18 protein-coding genes are annotated in these 19603 nt (G+C 66.0%); 10 read left to right on the top strand and 8 right to left on the bottom strand.

Features of this window, described 5'->3' with window-relative positions; genetic code table 11:
* Window positions 1–55: 55 nt before the first annotated feature.
* Both AC3WOB_RS00590 and AC3WOB_RS00585 read left to right on the top strand, forming a co-directional pair.
* Window positions 56–1387, top strand: coding sequence for an aspartate aminotransferase family protein (locus AC3WOB_RS00590; RefSeq protein ID WP_492273872.1), 1332 nt, complete (start codon window positions 56–58; stop codon window positions 1385–1387).
* 26 nt (window positions 1388–1413) lie between these two features.
* Complete coding sequence (locus AC3WOB_RS00585; protein ID WP_492273871.1) at window positions 1414–2286, top strand: MurR/RpiR family transcriptional regulator; 873 nt, start codon at window positions 1414–1416, stop codon at window positions 2284–2286.
* 4 nt (window positions 2287–2290) lie between these two features.
* Here AC3WOB_RS00585 and AC3WOB_RS00580 read toward each other — a convergent pair whose 3' ends face one another.
* From AC3WOB_RS00580 to AC3WOB_RS00555, 6 genes are all read right to left on the bottom strand, one after another.
* Window positions 2291–3187: a DUF6999 family protein gene (locus tag AC3WOB_RS00580; protein ID WP_492273870.1), complete on the bottom strand. Its 897-nt coding sequence runs from the start codon at window positions 3185–3187 to the stop codon at window positions 2291–2293.
* Window positions 3184–5109, bottom strand: a complete 1926-nt coding sequence (locus tag AC3WOB_RS00575) for an iron-containing redox enzyme family protein (RefSeq protein ID WP_492273869.1) — start codon at window positions 5107–5109, stop codon at window positions 3184–3186. The genes AC3WOB_RS00580 and AC3WOB_RS00575 overlap by 4 nt, the downstream gene beginning before the upstream one ends.
* Before the next feature lie 33 nt (window positions 5110–5142).
* Window positions 5143–6075 carry a fatty acid desaturase gene (locus tag AC3WOB_RS00570; protein WP_492273868.1) on the bottom strand — a complete coding sequence of 311 codons (933 nt, stop codon included), beginning with the start codon at window positions 6073–6075 and terminating at the stop codon, window positions 5143–5145.
* Window positions 6035–6811 carry a sterol desaturase family protein gene (locus AC3WOB_RS00565; protein WP_492273867.1) on the bottom strand — a complete coding sequence of 259 codons (777 nt, stop codon included), beginning with the start codon at window positions 6809–6811 and terminating at the stop codon, window positions 6035–6037. Before AC3WOB_RS00565 ends, AC3WOB_RS00570 begins: the two co-directional genes overlap by 41 nt.
* A 123-nt stretch (window positions 6812–6934) precedes the next feature.
* On the bottom strand, window positions 6935–7831 hold the full coding sequence (dapA, locus tag AC3WOB_RS00560) for a 4-hydroxy-tetrahydrodipicolinate synthase (protein WP_492273866.1): 897 nt from the start codon (window positions 7829–7831) through the stop codon (window positions 6935–6937).
* Window positions 7832–8174: 343 nt separating this feature from the next.
* The gene (locus AC3WOB_RS00555; RefSeq protein ID WP_492273865.1) at window positions 8175–8660 is read right to left on the bottom strand and encodes a GAF domain-containing protein; all 486 of its coding nucleotides are present in this window, start codon (window positions 8658–8660) and stop codon (window positions 8175–8177) included.
* A gap of 178 nt (window positions 8661–8838) precedes the next feature.
* On the opposite strand from AC3WOB_RS00555, the gene AC3WOB_RS00550 reads away from it, so the two are divergent.
* The 5 genes from AC3WOB_RS00550 (at window position 8839) to AC3WOB_RS00530 (ending at window position 13742) form a co-directional block, all read left to right on the top strand.
* Window positions 8839–10041 carry an aminotransferase-like domain-containing protein gene (locus tag AC3WOB_RS00550; RefSeq protein WP_492273864.1) on the top strand — a complete coding sequence of 401 codons (1203 nt, stop codon included), beginning with the start codon at window positions 8839–8841 and terminating at the stop codon, window positions 10039–10041.
* Between the two features lie 215 nt (window positions 10042–10256).
* On the top strand, window positions 10257–11189 hold the full coding sequence (gene ubiA, locus AC3WOB_RS00545) for a 4-hydroxybenzoate octaprenyltransferase (protein WP_492273863.1): 933 nt from the start codon (window positions 10257–10259) through the stop codon (window positions 11187–11189).
* Between the two features lie 116 nt (window positions 11190–11305).
* Complete coding sequence (locus AC3WOB_RS00540) at window positions 11306–11710, top strand: DUF1090 domain-containing protein (protein WP_013396914.1); 405 nt, start codon at window positions 11306–11308, stop codon at window positions 11708–11710.
* Between the two features lie 313 nt (window positions 11711–12023).
* Window positions 12024–12416: a DUF4148 domain-containing protein gene (locus AC3WOB_RS00535; protein ID WP_013396915.1), complete on the top strand. Its 393-nt coding sequence runs from the start codon at window positions 12024–12026 to the stop codon at window positions 12414–12416.
* A 201-nt stretch (window positions 12417–12617) separates the two neighbouring features.
* On the top strand, window positions 12618–13742 hold the full coding sequence (locus tag AC3WOB_RS00530) for a saccharopine dehydrogenase family protein (protein WP_013396916.1): 1125 nt from the start codon (window positions 12618–12620) through the stop codon (window positions 13740–13742).
* Window positions 13743–13802: 60 nt separating this feature from the next.
* Here AC3WOB_RS00530 and glcC read toward each other — a convergent pair whose 3' ends face one another.
* A complete protein-coding gene (gene glcC, locus AC3WOB_RS00525) occupies window positions 13803–14567 on the bottom strand; it encodes a transcriptional regulator GlcC (RefSeq protein WP_013396917.1) in 765 nt (254 codons plus the stop codon).
* Window positions 14568–14805: 238 nt separating this feature from the next.
* On the opposite strand from glcC, the gene AC3WOB_RS00520 reads away from it, so the two are divergent.
* The 3 genes from AC3WOB_RS00520 to AC3WOB_RS00510 all read left to right on the top strand — a co-directional run bounded on the left by AC3WOB_RS00520 (window position 14806) and on the right by AC3WOB_RS00510 (window position 18829).
* Window positions 14806–16980, top strand: a complete 2175-nt coding sequence (locus AC3WOB_RS00520) for a malate synthase G (RefSeq protein WP_492273862.1) — start codon at window positions 14806–14808, stop codon at window positions 16978–16980.
* Between the two features lie 121 nt (window positions 16981–17101).
* Window positions 17102–17719: a TetR/AcrR family transcriptional regulator gene (locus AC3WOB_RS00515; RefSeq protein ID WP_013396919.1), complete on the top strand. Its 618-nt coding sequence runs from the start codon at window positions 17102–17104 to the stop codon at window positions 17717–17719.
* Window positions 17720–17968: 249 nt separating this feature from the next.
* The gene (locus AC3WOB_RS00510; protein WP_041656881.1) at window positions 17969–18829 is read left to right on the top strand and encodes a cysteine hydrolase family protein; all 861 of its coding nucleotides are present in this window, start codon (window positions 17969–17971) and stop codon (window positions 18827–18829) included.
* A gap of 69 nt (window positions 18830–18898) precedes the next feature.
* On the opposite strand, the gene AC3WOB_RS00505 is transcribed toward AC3WOB_RS00510, so the two are convergent.
* The gene (locus AC3WOB_RS00505; RefSeq protein ID WP_207467393.1) at window positions 18899–19492 is read right to left on the bottom strand and encodes a TetR/AcrR family transcriptional regulator; all 594 of its coding nucleotides are present in this window, start codon (window positions 19490–19492) and stop codon (window positions 18899–18901) included.
* Window positions 19493–19603 lie beyond the last annotated feature (111 nt).

The following is a 19603-nucleotide window of genomic DNA, read 5'->3' as shown; positions in this document are numbered from 1 at the left end:
AAATATACCATGTGTTTTATTTGACAAACCAGACCACGAGTCGCCGCCCCCCATCATGAGCCGCATCATTCATCGCAATGCCAGCCCCCTGCCCGTCGCCGTCAAAGGCGAAGGCTGCTTCATCATCGACCAGGAGGGCCGGCGCTACTTCGACGCCTCGGGCGGCGCGGCGGTCTCGTGCCTGGGACATGCGCACCCCGAAGTGCGCGCTGCCGCCGTCGCGCAGCTGGACGCGCTGGAGTACGCGCACACCAGCTTCTTCACCACGCCGGCGGCTGAAGAACTGGCCGAGTTGCTGGCGGCCAACAGCCCGGCCGGCCTGGGCAACGCCTATTTCGTTTCGGGCGGTTCGGAAGCGGTAGAGACCGCCTTGAAGATGGCGCGCCAATACCATGTTGAACGCGGCGAGCCGGGACGCTACCGCTACATCGCGCGGCGCCAGAGCTATCACGGCAACACGCTGGCAGCCTTGTCGGTGGGCGGCAACGCGGGCCGGCGCGCCCTGTACCAGCCCGTGCTGATCGAAAGCCACCACGTCTCGCCCTGCTTTGCCCTGCATTACCGCGAGGCCGGCGAAACGGACGAGCAGTACAGCGACCGCCTGGCCGGGGAACTGGACGCCGAGATCCTGCGCCTAGGCCCGGACACCGTGTCCGCCTTCATCGCCGAAACCGTGGTCGGCGCCACCGCCGGCACCGTCGCGCCCGTACCCGGCTACTTCCGCAAGATCCGCCAGGTGTGCGACCGCCACGGCGTGCTCTTGATCCTGGACGAGGTCATGTGCGGACTGGGCCGCACCGGCAGCTATCACGCCTTCGAACAGGAAGGCGTGGTGCCGGACCTGCTGACGCTGGCCAAGGGCTTGGGCGGGGGCTATCTGCCGATCGGCGCCGTGCTGGCGCATGACCGCGTCATCGGGGCCATCAACGCGGGCTCGGGCGCGTTCCAGCATGGCTACACGTATGTCGGCCACCCGGTGGCCTGCGCCGCGGCGCTCGCGGTGCAGCGCATCGTGCTGCGCGACAAGCTGGTGGAACGCGTGGCGGACATGGGCGCGCAGTTCGGCGCCATGTTGGCGGCGCGCCTGGAAAAGCATCCACACGTGGCCGACATCCGCGGCCGCGGCATGTTCTGGAGCGTGGAGCTGGCCGAGGACCCCGGCAGCCTGCGCGCGTTCGCGCCGCAGCGCCGGCTGCATGCACGCATCAAGGCCCAGGCGCGCGACCTGGGCCTGCTGTGCTATCCGGGCGGCGGCACGGTGGACGGCAAGCTCGGCGACCACGTGCTGCTGGCGCCGCCCTACCTCAGCACGGCTGATGAGCTGGCGTTCGCGGCCGATGCGCTGGCCCGCGCCATCGATCTGGCGTTGGCGGACGATACGCCATAATACGCGGCACCTTACCCGGAGCGCAGATGGATAAAGCCGCCATCGACAAACTGATCGAAGCCCAGTTTTCCGCCCTGCCGCCCAAGCTGCGGCAGGCGGCCCGCTATGCGATCGATCACCCCAAGGACATCGCCCTGGAATCGATGCGCGCCGCGGCCGGCCATGCCGGTGTGCAGGCCGGCGTCATGCTGCGCCTGGCTCGGCAACTGGGATTCGATACCTACGAGGCGTTCCGCCAGCCGTACCGCGACTGGCTGGCCGCGGGCGGGTCGAGCTTTTCCGGCCGCGCCACCGCCCTGCGCAAGCGCCCTCAGCACGACGCCGACGCGGGACTGGTCGCCGACATCCTCGATGCCGAAGTGCGCAACCTGGGCAGCAGCCTCGGTCCCGCCGCCCTGCCCGCGCTGAAGGCCGCGCACGGCCTGCTGGCGGGCGCGCGCCGCATCTACGTCATCGGCCTGCGCAGCCTGTATCCGGCGGCCTATCACTTCAGCTATGCCTGCGGCATGTTCCTGGACAAGGTCACCTTGCTCAGCGGCGTAGGCGGCACCTTGGCCGATGAACTGCGCCGCATCGGGCCGGACGACGCGCTGATCGCCTTCAGCCAGGCACCTTATGCGCAGGCGGCAGTCACGGCCGTGGAATTCGCGCATGAACGCGGCGCCGGCGTGGTGGCGGTCACCGACAGCGCGGTGTCGCCGATTGCCCCGGGCGCAAAGGCGCTATTGCTGGTGGCCAACGACACGCCCTCGCTGTTTCCCTCGGTGGTGCCTGCGCTGTCCATCGCGCAGACGCTGGCCGCCCTGCTGGTCGCGCACAGCGGCGAGGAAAGCCTGCGCGAAATCTCCAACAGCGAAGCGCAGCTGCAGCGCTTTGGCGTGTACGCGGAAAAACGCTGAGACCTCAGGCGATCGGCGCGGGCGGCTCGCCGCCTTGCTGCGCCTCTTTCATTTCCATCAGCAGGCTGTGCAGCATCTCGGTGGACAGCCCGTGCAGCACCAGCCGGTAGCCTGCGCGCAGGGTCGACATCGGCACCAGCGGATGGTTGTTGTTGACCAGGATCAGGTGCTGCGGCGCGCCCAGCAGCTTGGCCGCGTAGATGCCGATGGTCTCGTCCAGCTGCAACGAATTGGCCGCGCGCCAGAAGTCGTTGTCGGTCAGCATCAGCTGATACAACGGCGTGAAGAGTTCGATCGCGCTTTGCAGGTCCAGGAAGTTCAGCTTGCCCCGCGGCATGTCTTCGAGCAGCAGGTCCGGATCGCGGATCATCGAGAAATCGACCCGTTCCGGCGCATGCATCTCCACGCCTGCGTCGCGCAACGCCTGATTCAAACGAATGACGAAATTGAACAGGTTCAGGTCGTGCTTGACGAAGAGTTCGTCCTTTAGATCGTCGATATCGCGCGGCTCGAGCGGCGTCGTGGTGACGCGCACCGGCGAGTTGGCCGCGATGAACGACAGGATCTGCGCGCCCAGATGGAAATGGCGCAGGATCAGCCAGTTGGCCTCGGGCGACACGAAGCGCTTCAGGCCCCAGGCCAGGATGCGGTGCAGCAGCTTGGAATGCGACCAGCGGCGCGGCAGGAAGGTCTTGATGACCTGGATCAGGATGATGAAGGCGCGCGCCAGCGGCCGCAGAAAGGGCAGCAGGTACTGGCGCGAAGCGCAGCTGGAATCCGTCAGCCAGGCCTTCTTGACCTTGTCCGGCAGAGGCGTGCTGCGGTCCAGGTAGAGCGCCAGCCAGGGGCTGGGGTCGGCGGGATCGTGCGGCTTGGCCAGGAACTCGGGCTCTTTGCTCATGACGCGTCGCCTTCCATCACGTGGTGGAACTGCATCAGGTACAGCGCGGCCGTGCGGCGCGCCGTGTCGACGATGCGCTGTTCGGCGCGGCCGTCCTCGTCGCAGTCCAGCGCCAGTTCCACCGCCGACAGCCAGCGCGCCAGATGGTGCTCGTCGTTGTGGCCGTGGTACTCCAGGAAGCGGAAGGCGTCGGGCGGCAGCGTCAGGCTGGCCTTGAGCAGCGGCAGCAGCGCCGGCACGATGCGCTGCCCGGTGCCCTCGATGATGTAGATGGCGCCCAGCAAACCGATGGGATCGCGCGTGGCGGCCAGGCCGTGCAGATAGGCGTTGAGCGCCTCGCCGCCGGGATTGCGGCGCAGGGCGTCGATGCTGTCCACCGGACCGCCCGCGTTGCGGTAGTCCTGGAACAGGATCTGGAAATCGTTCTGTTCTTCGCCGGCGTGCGTATCGATCAATGCGGCCAGCGGCGCGTACTGCTCCGACAGCGAGGCCGCGCCTTCGCGCATCCACTTGCTGCCTTCGCGCACCTGCGGAATCCAGTTCTCCATCCAGTTCAGATAGTCGGCCGTCTGGAACTGGCGATTGCGCAGGCGCCGCACCACCGGCGTGCGCCACACGCGCGAACGGTAGTCGTGCCAGATCGCGGCCAGTTCGGTCAGCAGCTGGCCCAGGCCTTGCGGCGCCATGTCCGGATCGTGCGGCGGCGCGATCGCGGCGGCGTCGTCGCTGTTCGCGTCCTCGCGCGCGGCAGTCGCTGCGGGCGCGCCCACGGCGATCTGCGGCGCGTGCACGGCCTCGGCTTCCAGCAGCATGTACGCGGCCATGAAACGGCCCGATTCCGGGATGTAGCAGAAGATCTGCTCGCCTGGCTTCACTTCGCGCGTTTCCAGGAACTCGGCCAGCATGATCAGGATGGACGCCGCGCCGGTATTGCCGCGCCACGCCAGGTTGCTGAACCAGCGTTCACGCGGGATCACCAGGCCGGCCTTCTCCATCAGGTCTTCCACCACGGGGATGAACTTCTCCGACGAGTAATGGCACAGGAAGTGGTCCACCTGGTCCGGATCCACCCAGCCGTCGCGCACCAGCTTGGCGTATTCATGGATGCCGATGTCGAACAGATGCGGCAGCAGGCGGATGTCCTGACGCAAGGACAGCGCGCCATCGGCCTCGGCCTCGTTCCACGACGGATAGTCCAGATGACCCTTGGCCCGGTCGGCCGACAGGCCCAGCTGCATGCACACCGGATAGTCGCCCGAGAACGAACGCTGATGCACCCACTTCAGACGCAGGCGCACGCCTTGCGAGGCGCCCGGCAAGGGCCGTCCGCTGTTGCCCAACAACACCGCCCCCGCGCCGTCCGACAGCATCCAGCGCAGGAAATGCGCGTCGAAGTCGGCGTCGTAGCCGCGCGCCGCGAAGCGCGAGCGCTTGAACAGCCGCGACGGCAGCTCGCTGGCCACCGCCAGGGCGCTGGCGTGTCCGCCCAGCTCCACGCCCTGCGCGGCCGTCTGGATCGCCGACACGCCCGCCGCGCAAATGCCGTGCACCGACAGGGTTTCCATCGGATGCGCGGCCAGCTCGCCCTGGATCATGTTGGAGAAACCCGGCATCAACGCGTCCCCGCCCGACGAGCCGCTGGCCAGCAGCGACACGGCGGACAGGTCGCTGTCGTTGCGCCGCAGGCAATCGCGGATGGCGTTGGCCGCGAGCTGCGCGTTGGTGAATACCGTGGCGCCCTCGGGATCGATCGCGTAGTAGCGCTGCTTGATGCCGTTCTCGGCCAGGATGCGGCTCTTGATGCGGCTGGACATGCGGTTCAGCGGCGCGATGTAGCTGTCCATGGCATCGTTGGACACGGGCTCGCCCGGCATGAAGTAGCCGGCGCTTTCCAGGTAGACACGATGAAACGCAATGGGCATGAGAGGCCTCTGGTGGATGTAGGGAGTGCGGCGCTAGCGGACGTGCTCGGGCGCCATGCATGAACGGCTGCGAAAGCGCGGCATGAAGGCGCCCAGCACGAACACGCGGAACATATAGGGCGTGAGGCCCGGCTCGTTCAAGGCCGGATTCACGCGGTTGCGGTATTGCTCGCGGTGCAGGCGCGTCAGTTCGGACCAGTGCGCCCGCGGATGCTCGTGGTGGGCGGTGTGCAGGCCAATGTTGAAGAGCAGCGGATTGACCAGCCCTTCGAAATTTCGCGCATAGTTCAGGCCCGCGACGGACCGCGGCCCGCCGTCGGCGTGCGCATGCTGCAGGTAGTTGGTAGCCAGCAGCCAGTGCAACCCATGCAGCTGCGGCACGATGACGAACAGCAGCGCCTTCATGGGGTTTACGGCCAGCAGCCCGCCCCACAGGCCCAACCATACGCCGTACTGCGCCATGCAATAGCGCCAGGCGCCCGGCCAATGCCGGTACAAGCGGCCCAACCACGCGAAGAACAAGGGATACAGCGCCCAACCCGCCTGCAATGGATGGATCAGGTAGCCCCACAGATGGTTGGTGTCGCCGCCAAAGCGATAGGTACGCGCCACGTCGCGCGCGCCGTGCTTGTAGCGATGGTGGTTGGCCACATGCGCCGGATAGAACACGAAGGTCGGATGCCCCTGCAGCAGCGTGATCCAGAAATCGGTCGCGCGGTTGGTCCAGCGTCCGCGCCACATGCGGATGTGCGTATGGTTGTGGTGGATGACGCCCACGCCCAGGGTCAGGAACAACATCAGGCCGTACAGCGGCCACCAGAAACCGTGCACCCACTGCCACGCCGCCAGCGCCGGCAACGCGGCCAGGTAGGCCAGGCTTTGCCAGTCGCGCCAGCTGCGCAGCGACGGCAGGCGGCGCTGCCGCTTAAGCGCGCCCGCCAAGCGATTCTCGCTGCCGGAAAGCATTCAGCTGGGCCTGCGCCGCCTCGGCCTTGAGACGGGTGCGGAACAGACGGTCCATGAAGGTGAACTGGAAGCCGTAATTGCCGTTGTAGCAGGCATGGTGCAGGTGATGCCTGCGGCTGGCGGCGAACCAGTGCGCGTAGGACACCTTGGGAAAGAAGTCGTAGTTGGCGTGGCCGATGCAATTGAAGAACAGGCTGAACAGCGGCACCGATGCCAGCGACCAGAAACTGAAGTCATGCAGCACCATGGGCAACATGATCACGTTGCCCAGCATCAGCGCTTCGATGGGATGGAAGCTGTAGGTCGAGAACGGCGTGGTCACGACCGAGCGGTGATGCGGCAGGTGGAAGCGACGCAGCGGCTTGGTGTGCAGCAGGCGGTGGTTGATCCAGAAATGCACGTCGTTCCAGGCCACCAGCACCAGGATCTCGAGCGTGATCTTTTGCCAGCTGGCATCGGGGTCCAGGTGCGCCCAGCCCAGTTGCAACAGGCCCCACGGGAAAATCATGCCGGTGCCGAACAGCAGGATGGACAGGCCGGACTGCGCGAATTCGCGCCGCAGTTGGCCCGGCGCCAGCGGGCGCGGATCCAGCGGACGCCCGATGCCCAACGCCGGCAGGATGTGCTGCGTCAGCAGCCAGGTGGCCGCACCGAACACCAGATAGATGCCGCTGAAGAAAAGCAGGCCCGCCAGCATGACTTGCCAGGCGGACAAGGCTACAAAAGCTTGGGCCATGAACGTTTTGTTTCACCCGAAGAATGGCCGCATGATAAGCAATCCGTCAGCTTCCCGGTAGGACATTTATTACTAAATGAATCCGAACACCACAAAGCTGGCGGACTGCTCACCAAGTTCGGGCTACTGGCAAGGATATTGCCGGTTCAACCCCGCCACGGCGGCGTCCATGCGCGCGGCCAAGGCCATGCTGGCGGGCGGCATGGGCATGCGCAGTTCCTCGCTCAGCAGGCCCTGGCGCCCCAGTTGCGCCTTCAAGGGACCGGGATTGGGCTCGGCGAAGGTCAGCTGGATGATGGGGACCAGCGCGTGGAACAGCTTGCGGGCCAAGTCCAGCTGCTGTGCCTTCACGGCCTGGTGCATGGCCACGAACAGGTCGGGGCGGATATGCGCCGCGGCCGCGATCATGCCTGCGCCCCCCAGGCTCATCAAGGACAACGCCTGCAGGTCCTCGCCCGCCAGCACGTGCATGTTGCCGTCGGCGATCAGCGCGATCGTCTTTTCCAGCGAGCCGCCGCAGTCCTTGATCGCCGCGATATTGGGATGCGCGGCCAGCGCCAGCAAGGTCGCTGTATCCAGCGTCGTGCCGGTGCGATAGGGAATATCGTAGAGCACCAGGGGGAAGCGCGAGGCATCGGCCAGGCAGCGGAAATAGGCGGCGGCGCCTTCCTGGCCGGGGCGCACGTAGTACGGTGCGGGCGCCAGGATGCCGGCCAACGGACGCGTGCCGAAGGCGGCCAGGCGCTGCATCACGTGCCCGTGGTGGTTGCCCGCCAGGCCCATGATGACGGGCAGCCGGCCGGCCTCGGTCAGCACGGCGTCCAGCACCGCCAGCTGTTCGGCATCGTCCAGCGACGCGGCCTCGCCGGTGCTGCCGCACACGACCAGCCCGTCCACGCCCGCGGCGGCATAGTGGCGCACCAGGCGGCGCAAGGCCCCGCCATCCACGGCGCCGCCGGAAAACGGCGTGACCAGAGGCACCCAGACGCCCTGGATCGGAGATTGATGATGAGATTGCATGTGAACACTCCTGCGTTGTAAGCGGACCGTGGTTGGGGACCGTACAGAAGTGCTCGGGATGCCAGGGGATGCGCGGACGGCGCCAAGCGCCGCCAGGAGGCCGCTGTTCCGTCGCCCATCTGACGGAACAGCATGCTCCGGTCAGATGAGCGGCTGTTTTTTGGATTTCAGGCCGGCGCAAGCCAGTACCACGCCCTGGGCGCGGAACGGGAAAGCGGATTGCTTGGCCTGATGAATCATGAATGTGGGAACGGATGCGGTGGTGTGCAAGCGCAGATGCGGGAATCTACCGGGAGGCCGCAACCGTGTCAACGGCGTGCAGCGCGGCGGCTGCCGCCGCGGCTCAGCCCAGGCTGGCCAGAAACACCGCGCACAAGGCTTCCATGCCCTGGCGGTCGTCCTCGTCGAAACGATCCGGCACCGGGCTGTCCACGTCCCACACGCCGATCAATTGGCCCTGGTGGACCAGCGGCACCACGATCTCGGAACGCGAAGCCGCGTCGCAGGCGATGTGGCCGGGAAAGGCATGCACGTCGGGCACCAGCTGCGTCTGGCGCTGGCTGGCCGCGGCTCCGCACACGCCGCGATTCAGCGGAATGCGCACGCAAGCCGGCTTGCCCTGGAAGGGGCCCAGCACCAGTTCCGTGCCGTCATAGAAATAGAAGCCCGCCCAGTTCAGGTCGGGCAGAGCCAGGTAAGCCAGCGCGCTCAGGTTGGCGGCGTTGGCGATGCGGTCGGGCTCGCCGTCGAGCAGGGCGCGGGCCTGGGCGACCAGGCCAGCATACAGGGCGGCCTTGGAGTCGGCGACGATGGGAGCGGCTTCGAACATGGGAAATGTAACTGTACAGGCGGTTATCGATGCAGGTGATTTTAGGGGCTGCGGCCGTTAAGGGGGCCGGGCCGCCGCCGTGTGGGACAATAGTTTTTTGCCGAATGTTTTTCCGCCGGGCCACCCAAAGGGACCAACCGCCCGTATTTTCCTACCCTTCTTTTTCAAGAAGCACTCCATGGACAAGCCTCTCGAACCTGCGTTTTCCTTTTCGGAACGCGCCCAGCAACTCACCAGCTCCGCCATCCGCGAGATCCTCAAGGTCACCGAGCGCCCCGAAGTCATTTCGTTCGCCGGCGGCCTGCCGGCGCCCGGCGGCTTCCCGGTAGAGGTAGTTCGCGCGGCATTCGACAAGGTACTGTCCACCAACGGCCGCGCCGCCCTGCAGTACGGCCCCACGGAAGGCTTTGCGCCGCTGCGCCAATGGGTTGCCGATGATCTGAACAAGGCCGGCGCCAGCGTCGCCGCCGACCAGATCCTGATCGTGTCGGGTTCGCAGCAAGCGCTGGACCTGCTGGGCAAGGTGCTGATCGACAAGGACAGCAAGGTGCTGGTCGAAGATCCCAGCTACCTGGGCGCGCTGCAATCGTTCAGCCTGTACCAGCCCAACTTCGTGCCGGTGCCCACCGACGAAGGCGGCCTGATCCCGGAAGCCATCACCCCTGAACTGGCCGAAGGCGCCCGCTTCCTGTACGCCCTGCCCAACTTCCAGAACCCCACCGGCCGCACGCTGAACCTGGAACGCCGCATCGCGCTGGTCAAGCGCGCCGCGGAACTGAACCTGACCATCGTCGAGGACGATCCCTATGGCGAACTGCGCTACGCCGGCGAGCCGCAGCCCGGCCTGATCGCGCTGGCCGCCGAATACGGCGCCAACGTGGTGCGCCTGGGCACGTTCTCCAAGGTGCTCGCCCCTGGCCTGCGCCTGGGCTACATCGCCGCCGCGCGCCCGCTGATCAACAAGCTGGTGCAGGCCAAGCAAGCCACCGACCTGCACACGCCCACGCTGACCCAGATGGCCGTGTACGAGATCGTCAAGGACGGCTTCCTGGAAGAGCACCTGCCCAACGTGCGCGAAATCTACCGCGCCCAGGGCAGCTGCATGCTGGAAGCCATCAAGCAGGAGTTCCCGGACACCGTCACCTGGACCAAGCCTGAAGGCGGCATGTTCATCTGGCTGACCTTGCCCGAGCACATCGACAGCACCAAGCTGCTGGAAAAGGCCATCGCGCAAAACGTGGCGTTCGTGCCCGGCGCGCCGTTCTATTGCGGCGCCGGCAAGACCAACACGCTGCGCCTGAGCTTCGCCACCGTGCCGGAAGACAAGATCCGCCGCGGCATCGCGATCCTGGGCAAGCTGCTAAAAGACGAGGTGAAGTAGGCCCCCCCCCCGAAGCGCCTGCGGCGCTTCCCCCCCAGGGGGGCGCCGCTACGGACCGGCGGAGCCCGGATCCGTGCGGCCCCGCTTTCGCCACGACAGTGGCAATATGACGCGGGTGCCTCGTAGGTGCTGTAGGACATGAACGGCGGCCGGGCGCGATGCCCGGCCGCCGTTGTTTTATGCTCTTGGTTTTCCCATTCCGTTTCGCCGTGACAGTGAGCGCCCCCCAACCATCCCCCGTTGACCTCAGCGACATCGTCTTCACCGACTGGGTCGAACGCTGGCTGCCCAAGTCCTGGCGGCCCTATGCCCGTCTGTGCCGCCTGGACCGCCCCATCGGCACCTGGCTGACCCTGCTGCCGGCCATCGCCGCGCTGGTACAGGCCGCGGGCGGCCTGCCGGACCTGCGGCGTTTGATCGTGTTCTCGCTGGGCGCGCTGCTGATGCGCGGCATCGGCTGCACCGTCAACGACATGTGCGACCGCAACTTCGACAAGCACGTCGAGCGTACGCGCTTCCGTCCGTTGACCAGCGGCCAGCTCACGATGAAGAACGCGGTCTGGTTCCTGATCGGGCAATTGCTGGTCTGCGGCTCGCTGCTGTTCTTCCTGAACGAAATGAGCCGCTGGCTGGCCGTGGCCGTGCTGCCGTTCGTCTTCATCTACCCGCTGTGCAAGCGCGTCACGTACTGGCCGCAAGTGGTGCTGGGCATCTGCTTCAACTGGGGCATGCTGATGGCCTGGTCGGACACGCAGAATCACGTGCCGCTGGCCGCCATCGCCATGTGGGCGGGCGCGGTGCTGTGGCAGGTGGGCTACGACAGCATCTACGCCTACGTGGACGTGCGCGACGATCGCAGCCTGGGCCTGCATTCCACCGCCATGCGCTTCGGCGACCAGGGCAAGCTCTGGATCGGCGGCTTCTACCTGGCCACCATCGCGCTGTGGGCCTGGGGCGGCTATGCCATCGGACTGTCGTGGGCCTATCAGGTCGGCATGGTGGCCGTGGCGGCGCACTTGGCGTGGCAGTTGTGGGTCTTCGACATCCAGCGGCCCGACCGCAACTTCATGCTGTTCCGCGCCAACCTCTGGCTGGGCGCCCTGTTGGTCGCCGCCGCGCTGGCGGGTACGCTGATGCTGATCCGCTAAAAGCCGCATCGGCGCCGCACTAGCGGCCGCGCCGATGCCCCGTTGACGCTGCGCATTGCCCGCGGCGCCGACTGGGACCATGATGTAGCCTCCGCAACACATTCCGGAGACCACGCATGCCCTCATTGTTCAAATCCCTGGCCTTGACGGCCGCCGCAGCCGCCGCGTTCGTGGCCATTCCGGCCCAGGCCGCCAGCGATTGCTCGGCCCAGCGCGGCTGCGCCGCCAAGTTCTGCGCAATCGAAAACGACATCGCCGCTGCCAAGGCGCAGAACAATACCCGCCGCGAAGCCGGGCTGCGCAAAGCCCTGGCCGAAGCCAAAGCAAACTGCACCGACAGCCGCCTGCAATCGCAGCGCGAAGCTGATGTGCGCGAGAAGCAAAGCAAGGTCGCCGAACGCGAAAGCGAGCTCAAGCAGGCCCGCGCCAAGGGCAAGCAGGACAAGATCGACAAGGCCCAGCGCAAGCTGGACGAAGCCCAGGCGGAATACAACGCCGCGCTGGTTGAACTGAACCGCTGATCCCCCCTCCTGCCAGCCCCGGATCAGTCCGGGGCTGCGCGCCATCACTTCCCCCCCTCCGCCGCCTGACCTCCGCCCCTCCCGGGTGGACTACCTCCTATGGTGTCATCAAACGGAAATTTCACCATCCATGGTGCCATTTGGCGAAATGAAAACCTATTAGTCTCTTTTTTGGAAAGATGTTTTCAGGGAATCAGGGTTTATCCGGGGGTGTTTTGAGGCCAGAATGCATCTCATCGGGACACAGCAAGCGAACCCCCAGGCAATCAGGCCGGCGGTTCGGCTCCCAAGCTCAAGACACTGGAGGTCTGCCATGAAAACCCTTGCTACCGCTTTGATGCTGTCGATGTCCGTTCTGGCTGCCGGCGCCCAAGCCGCCGAGGCTGATCAGGGTCCCACCCGCGCTCAAGTCCAAGCCGAACTGCAACAAGCCAAGGCCTCGGGCCAATACACCTTCGGCGAAGAAGGCTACCCCGCCGCCATCGCCCCGAAGTCGACCCTGACCTCGCAGCAAGTGCAGGCTGAACTGCAGCAAGCCAAGAACGCCGGCGAAGTGACCTTCGGCAATCTGGACTACCCGCCCGTCGCCGCCGCCGAACAAGCCACCTCGTTGACCCGCGCCCAGGTCCGCACCGAACTGGCTGAGGCCAAGTCGGAAGGCCTGGTCACCTTCGGCAACCTGGACTACCCGCCCCTGGGCAGCTGATCCCCCCCTGGCCTCCCCGGCCAGGCAGCGCCCCGAAGCCCTCCGGCCCCAAACCGGAGGGCTTCGTTCTTGACGTTTCGACAATAAATTAAGTCGAATTAACGTTACCTACGGCCGATTCGACTATTTAGCATCTACACATCGACAGCGCCCCCGCATAGGATGAGCTCACCCACTCCCCTTCCATGCAGGAGCCGCACCATGACTACCGCCTCTCCCCGGCCCGTCCTACTCCTGGGCGCCGGAAAAATCGGTTTCGCCATTGCCCTAATGCTGGAACGCAGCGGCGGCTACTCGGTGCTGGTTGCCGACCAAAATCCCGAGCGCCTACGCATCGTGGCCGAGCTGGGCTGCGGAACCCGCCAGATTTCCGATGACGACAGCGTGGCGCAATGCATCGAAGGACGCTACGCGGTGATCAACGCGCTGCCCTTTCACCGCGCCGCCGCGGTGGCCGGCCTGTGCGCCAAGGCTGGCGTGCACTATTTCGACCTGACCGAAGACGTGGCCAGCACGCACGCGATCCAGGCGCTGGCGGAAACCGCAAGCAGCGTGCTGATGCCGCAATGCGGCCTGGCCCCGGGCTTCATCGGCGTAGTCGGCAACGCATTGGCGCGCCGCTTCGACACGCTGCTCGACCTGCGCATGCGCGTGGGCGCCCTGCCGCGCTATCCCTCCAACAGCCTGCGCTACAACCTGACCTGGAGCACCGAAGGGCTGATCAACGAGTACTGCAACCCTTGCGAGGCCATCGTCGACGGCCAGCTGACCAGCGTGCCCGCGCTGGAAGGCTACGAAACGTTCGCGCTGGACGGCGTGGAGTATGAGGCCTTCAACACCTCGGGCGGATTGGGCACCCTGCCCGCCACCTTGCGCGGCCGCGCCCGCAACGTGGACTACAAATCGGTGCGCTACCCGGGCCACTGCAGCATCATGAAACTGCTGCTCAACGACCTGCGCCTGCGCGACCGCCGCGACCTGCTCAAGGAAATCTTCGAAGCCGCCATTCCCACCACCGAGCAGGACGTGATCGTGATCCAGGCCTCGGCGTCCGGGCGCCGCCATGGTCGCCTTGAGGAAGAGTCCTACCCCATCCGCATCTTCGGCGCGGAAGTCGACGGCCATCGCCTCAGCGCCATCCAGCTCTCCACCGCTGCGGGAATCTGCGCCGCGCTGGATCTGGTGGCGCAAGGCGCCTTGCCGCAACGCGGGTTCGTGGGCCAGGAAGCGATAGACCTGGACGCTTTCATCAACAACCGTTTCGGCCGGGTCTACGCGGGCAAACCGCTGGCGTTGGCGGGCAGCGGCGCCATGGCCGACCGCTGAATCCGGGCGCGCGCCGCCCCCAGCGTCCTATCCCGCAAAAACTCACGGCGGGATGGGACGCTAGCTCCAGCCTTCCAGGCGCAAGGTCGCGCGCACCAGGCGCTGCTCTTCCTGCTCGATATCGGCCAGACTCTGGCGCACGCTGTCCACGTGGTCCGCGGCCGCCTTGCGCGCCTGCTCCGGCTGGCGCGCCGTCACGGCGTTGAACAGCCGCGTGTGCTGGCGGTCGATCTGGCGCTTCTCTGGCTGGCGGTGGTACAGGTTGTTGACGCAGGCGAAGACCGATCCCAGCAGCAGATCCGTCAGGGATTGCAGCGTGTGCACCAGCACCGGATTGTGCGAAGCCTCGCAGATGGCCAGGTGGAAAGCATGGTCCAGGTGCGCATGCGTCGCCGTGTCGGTGGCCGTGCCTTGGGCCGCCACCATTTCGTCATAGCGGCGGCGGATCATGATGAAGTCCGCTTCGGTGCCGCGTATGGCGGCCAGCCGCGCGGACTCGGCCTCCAGCAGCGAACGCACTTCCAGCAAATCATAGAGCGTGCGCGGCTGCGAATTGAACAAGTGCATCAAGGGGCCGGCGTCCACCTTGGAGATATGCGCCACGTAGGAACCCTTGCCCTGCGCGGTATGGATGATCTCGCGCGCGCGCAACAGCTTCAGCCCTTCGCGCAAGGCCGTGCGCGACACGCCGAGCTTCTCGGTCAGGCGCCGTTCGGAAGGCAGCGCCTGGCCGGCCTTCAGCACCCCGTCCAGGATCAGGCGCTCGATCCGCTCGGCGACCTCGTCCGCCACCTGGCGGGGCTTTTCTTCTGTTTCCGCGTACATGCACTCTCCGTCGCCAGTGGTATGACCAAGCCGCACCGCAACTGGGACGCTTGGAAAACACCTCTGTAAGTAGCTGATATAAAACCATAAAAAATACCGTCTTGCCCATACGGCAGTGCACAAACTGGTATGACCAGTGGGTTTTGATATGGACATTGGGACAGACGCGAACGATGATGTCGGGACCAGATACGCCCGGCGCGCGGCGTCGGCCAGTCCCTTACCGCTAGAGAACCGCATGACTCAACGCATCCAGCACCACGGCCTGCAAGTGGCGGCCAATCTCAATCAATTCATTGAACAGGAAGCCCTGCCCGGCACCGGCCTGGATGCCGACGGCTTCTGGCAAGGCTTCGCGGCCCTGGTGGACGACCTGGCGCCCAAGAACCGCGCGCTGCTGGCCGAACGTGACCGCCTGCAGGCCGAGCTCGACGCCTGGCACCGCGCCCATCCCGGCCCCATCGCCGACCCGGCCGCCTACCGCAAGTTCCTGGAAGGCATCGGCTACCTGCTGCCGCAGCCCGCCAGCGTGCGCGCCACCACCGAAAACGTCGACACCGAAATCTCGCAGCAGGCCGGCCCGCAGCTGGTTGTGCCCATGTCCAACTCGCGGTACGCGCTGAACGCCGCCAACGCGCGCTGGGGCAGCCTGTACGACGCGCTCTACGGCACCGACGCCATTCCCGCCACGCCCGGCGACACGGGGCACGGCTACAACCCGGAACGTGGCGCCGCCGTCATCGCCCGCGCCCGCGCCTTCCTCGACACCGCCTCCCCGCTGGCCCAGGGCTCGCATGCCGATGCCCGCGGCTACACCGTTGAAAACGGCCAATTGCGCGTGGCGTTGGCCAATGGCTCAACCGGTCTGAAGAACCCCGCGCAGTTCGCCGGCTACCAGGGCGAGGCTTCCGCCCCCTCGGCCATCCTGCTCAAGAACAACGGCCTGCACTTCGAAATCCAGATCGACCGCAGCCACAGCATCGGCGCCACCGATGCTGCCGGCGTCAAGGACGTGCTGGTGGAAGCCGCGCTTACCACCATCATGGACTGCGAGGACTCCATCGCCGCCGTGGACGCCGACGACAAGGTCCACGTCTATCGCAACTGGCTCGGCCTGATGAAGGGCGACCTGACCGAAGAGGTCACCAAGGGCGGCAAGACCTTCACCCGCAAGCTCAACGCCGACCGCAACTACACGCGCCCCGACGGTTCGCCGCTGACCCTGCACGGCCGTTCGCTCATGTTCGTGCGCAACGTCGGCCACCTGATGACCAACCCGGCCATCCTGGACCGCGAAGGCCGCGAGATCCCCGAAGGCATCCTGGACGCCGTGGTCACCAGCCTGGCCGCCTTGCAAGACCGCCAGCGCAAGCTGAATTCGCGCACTGGCTCCGTCTACATCGTGAAGCCCAAGATGCACGGCCCGGTCGAAGCCGCCTTCGCCAGCGAATTGTTCGACCGCGTCGAAGACCTGCTGAAGCTGCCGCGCAACACCCTGAAAATGGGCATCATGGACGAAGAGCGCCGCACCAGCATCAACCTCAAGGCGTGCATCGAGGCCGCCGCCGCGCGCGTGGCCTTCATCAACACGGGCTTCCTGGACCGCACCGGCGACGAAATGCACTCCAGCATGGAAGCCGGCCCCATGCTGCGCAAGGGCGACATGAAGTCCACCGCCTGGATCACCGCCTACGAGCGCAACAACGTGCTGGTCGGGCTGGACGCGGGCTTGCGCGGCCGGGCCCAGATCGGCAAGGGCATGTGGGCCATGCCGGACCTGATGGCCGCGATGCTGGAACAGAAGATCGCCCATCCCAAGGCGGGCGCCAACACCGCCTGGGTGCCCTCGCCCACCGCCGCCACGCTGCATGCGCTGCACTATCACCAGGTCGACGTGCAGACCGTGCAGCAAGAACTGGAGCGCACCAAGCTCGACAGCGTGCGCGATGATTTGCTGGGCGGCCTGCTGACCGTGCCGGTCGGAGACCCGTCCAAGTGGTCCGCGCAGGACATCCAGCAGGAACTGGACAACAACGTCCAGGGCATCCTGGGCTACGTGGTGCGCTGGATCGACCAAGGCGTAGGTTGCTCCAAGGTGCCGGACATCCACAACGTCGGCCTGATGGAAGACCGCGCCACCCTGCGCATCTCCAGCCAGCACATCGCCAACTGGCTGCGCCACGGCGTGACCAACCGCGACCAAGTCATGGAAACCTTCAAGCGCATGGCCAAGGTGGTCGACGGCCAGAACGCGGGCGACGCGCTCTATCGTCCGATGGCCGGCAACTTCGACACGTCGCTGGCGTTCAAGGCCGCCTGCGCCCTGGTGTTCGAAGGCCTGACCCAGCCCAACGGCTACACCGAGCCGCTGCTGCACAAGTACCGCCTGGAGTTCAAGGCCGCCCAGGCCTGAGCCCGACGTGCCAGGCCGCGGCACGAAAACCGGACAGCAAAGGCTGTCCGGTTTTTTTTGGGGGGTCGCGCCCCTGAAAAATAATGCGCGCCATTTCGCACGATCGTGCTAAATTTGCCGCATGACTGCCAAAACCGAGAAAAGCGAACTGACCTTCGCGGCCATTGTGGACGCGGCCCTGGACATGGCCGCGGCACAGGGCATGGAAAGCCTGTCGCTCGGCCAGGTGGCCAAGCGCCTGGGCATCAGCAAGAGCGGCGTGTTCTCGCGCGTGGGGTCGCTGGAAGCCTTGCAACAGGCGGTGCTGGACGAATACGACCGGCGTTTCGTCGGAGCCGTGTTCGCGCCAGCCATGGCCTATCCCCGCGGCCTGCCGCGCCTGAACGCCCTGGTCTCGCTCTGGATCGAACGCGCCAGCAACGTCGAAACGCTCACCGGCTGCATCTATGTGGCTGGCGCCTTCGAGTATGACGATGTGGAATCGCCCCTGCGCGCGGTGCTGGAAGGCAATCTGCGGCGCTGGCGCGACGCCATGCTGCGCACGGTCAACCAGGCGCTGGAAGCCGGCCACGTCAGGCCGGACACGGATCCCGAACAACTCGTGTTCGAGGTCTACAGCCTGATGATCGGGCTGATGCACGATGCCCGCTTCCTGCGCGACCCCAAGGCTCCCGACCGGGTGCGGGCCGCTTATGAACGATTGATTTCCACCTACCGCAGTTTCAAATACCTCGAGTAGTCGTCTTTCTTGCGCCGGCCTGTGCCGGCAATTCTTCACTTTAATTTCGCACGATCGTGCGAAATTTGACAGGAGTCTGACATGTGGATCCTTATCGCAGTGATCGCCGTTTCAGCAGGAGCCAGAGTCTGGCTGCAGTGGCGTGCCCTGCTGAAACAGTTGCCGGACTGCGCCGAGCATCTGGTACTTTTCTAGAAAGACATGGCCATCCCGTTCTATATTTCGAGTTCGCCTCCCCCGAACGTCGTCATGCCGCGCTCCAATCATCTACTGATCATCGATCCGCAGAATGACTTCTGCGACCTGCCTGAGTCCTACCTGCCCAGGGATCCCGTGACAGGCGCTGCGCATGCGCCCGCCCTGCCGGTGGCTGGCGCGCACGCCGACATGCAGCGGCTGGCGCGCTTCATCGACACGGCCGCGCCCGCGCTCACGTCGATCACGGTGACGCTGGATTCGCACCACCGCCTGGACATCGCCCATCCGACCTTCTGGTCCACCGGCGATGGCCAAGCCGTGGCTCCATACACGCCGATCACGGCGGCGCAGCTGCGCGCAGGCGAATTCCGGCCGCGCCACGCCGACGACCTGCCGCGCACCTTGTCCTACCTGGACGAACTGGAAGCGCGCGGCCGCTACACCCTGATGGTGTGGCCGCTGCATTGCGAGATCGGCACCTGGGGCCACAACGTGCATGCCGACGTGCGCGCCGCCTACAGTCGTTGGGAAGACGAGCGCCAGTTCATCGTGCGCAAGGTGCCCAAAGGCATGAACCCCTGGACCGAGCACTACAGCGCGCTGATGGCCGAAGTCCCCGACGCCGACGATCCGCGCAGCCAACTCAACCACAGCCTGCTGGATTCGCTGGACCGCGCCGAAACCATCCTCATCGCCGGCCAGGCCGGCAGCCATTGCGTCAAGGCCACCGTCGAACACCTGGCCGAGCATCTGCCCGGCCGCGACCTGTCGCGCCTGGTCCTGCTGACCGACTGCATGAGCCCGGTCGCGGGCTTCGAAGACGCACAGGCGACATTCCAGCAGCGCATGCGCGACCTGGGCATACAGGCGCGCACCAGCGTCGACATGGCGCGGGCGCTGCTCGCGGCCTGATTTCGCCGCGCAAAGACAACGGCCGCCTGCTTGCGCATGGCGGCCGTGGCTGACAGGCTGAAGAAGCGTTCAGGCGCCGCCTTCGTGGCCTTCGCACTGCACGTACAAGGCGCCGATCGCTTCGCACAGGGCGGCGGGTTGCTGGAACAGGCGCGCAATCAGTATGCAGCCCTGCACCGTGGCGAACACCGCGCGGCCGGCCGCCTCGGGCGTGCCGGAGAACTTCATCGTGCCCTGCGCCGCGCCTTCGGCCAGCACCCGGGCCAGCCAGGCTTCGTGCGCGCGGAAGAATCCCTGCAATGCGCCGCGCACACGTTCGGGCAGCGAGTTCACCTCGGCCGCCAGCATGCCGGCCAGACAGAGTTCGCCGGACCCGCAGGCGCGCGACTCCATCATCGACAGATATTGATCCAGCTGCTCCTGCGCCGGCAGCGAAGTATCGATGGCGCGTATGGCAGCCAGCGCACGCGTGCTGTAGGCGTCGACAGCTTCGTAGAGCAAGTCGTCCTTGCCCGGAAAGTAATAGTGGATGCTGGACGTCTTCACGCCCACGTGCTCAGCCAGGTCGCGATAGCTGAAGCCGTTGCATCCGCGCGTGCGGATCAGCTTCTCGGCATGAGCCAGAAGCTGTTCGCGAGTGGTGTTGGAAGTAGGAGTGTCCATGGCTGAATATTACCTACTAATAGGTTGATTCGTCATCGGTTCCGGCAGCGTTGCCACTGCTCCAAAACCCTTGCGGATCCCGGCCGGGAAACATCCCGCCCCCCGGGATCC

The organism is Achromobacter sp. FW305-C-30-7 (assembly GCF_058783105.1).
This window is presented reverse-complemented; position numbering and strand designations above follow the sequence as displayed.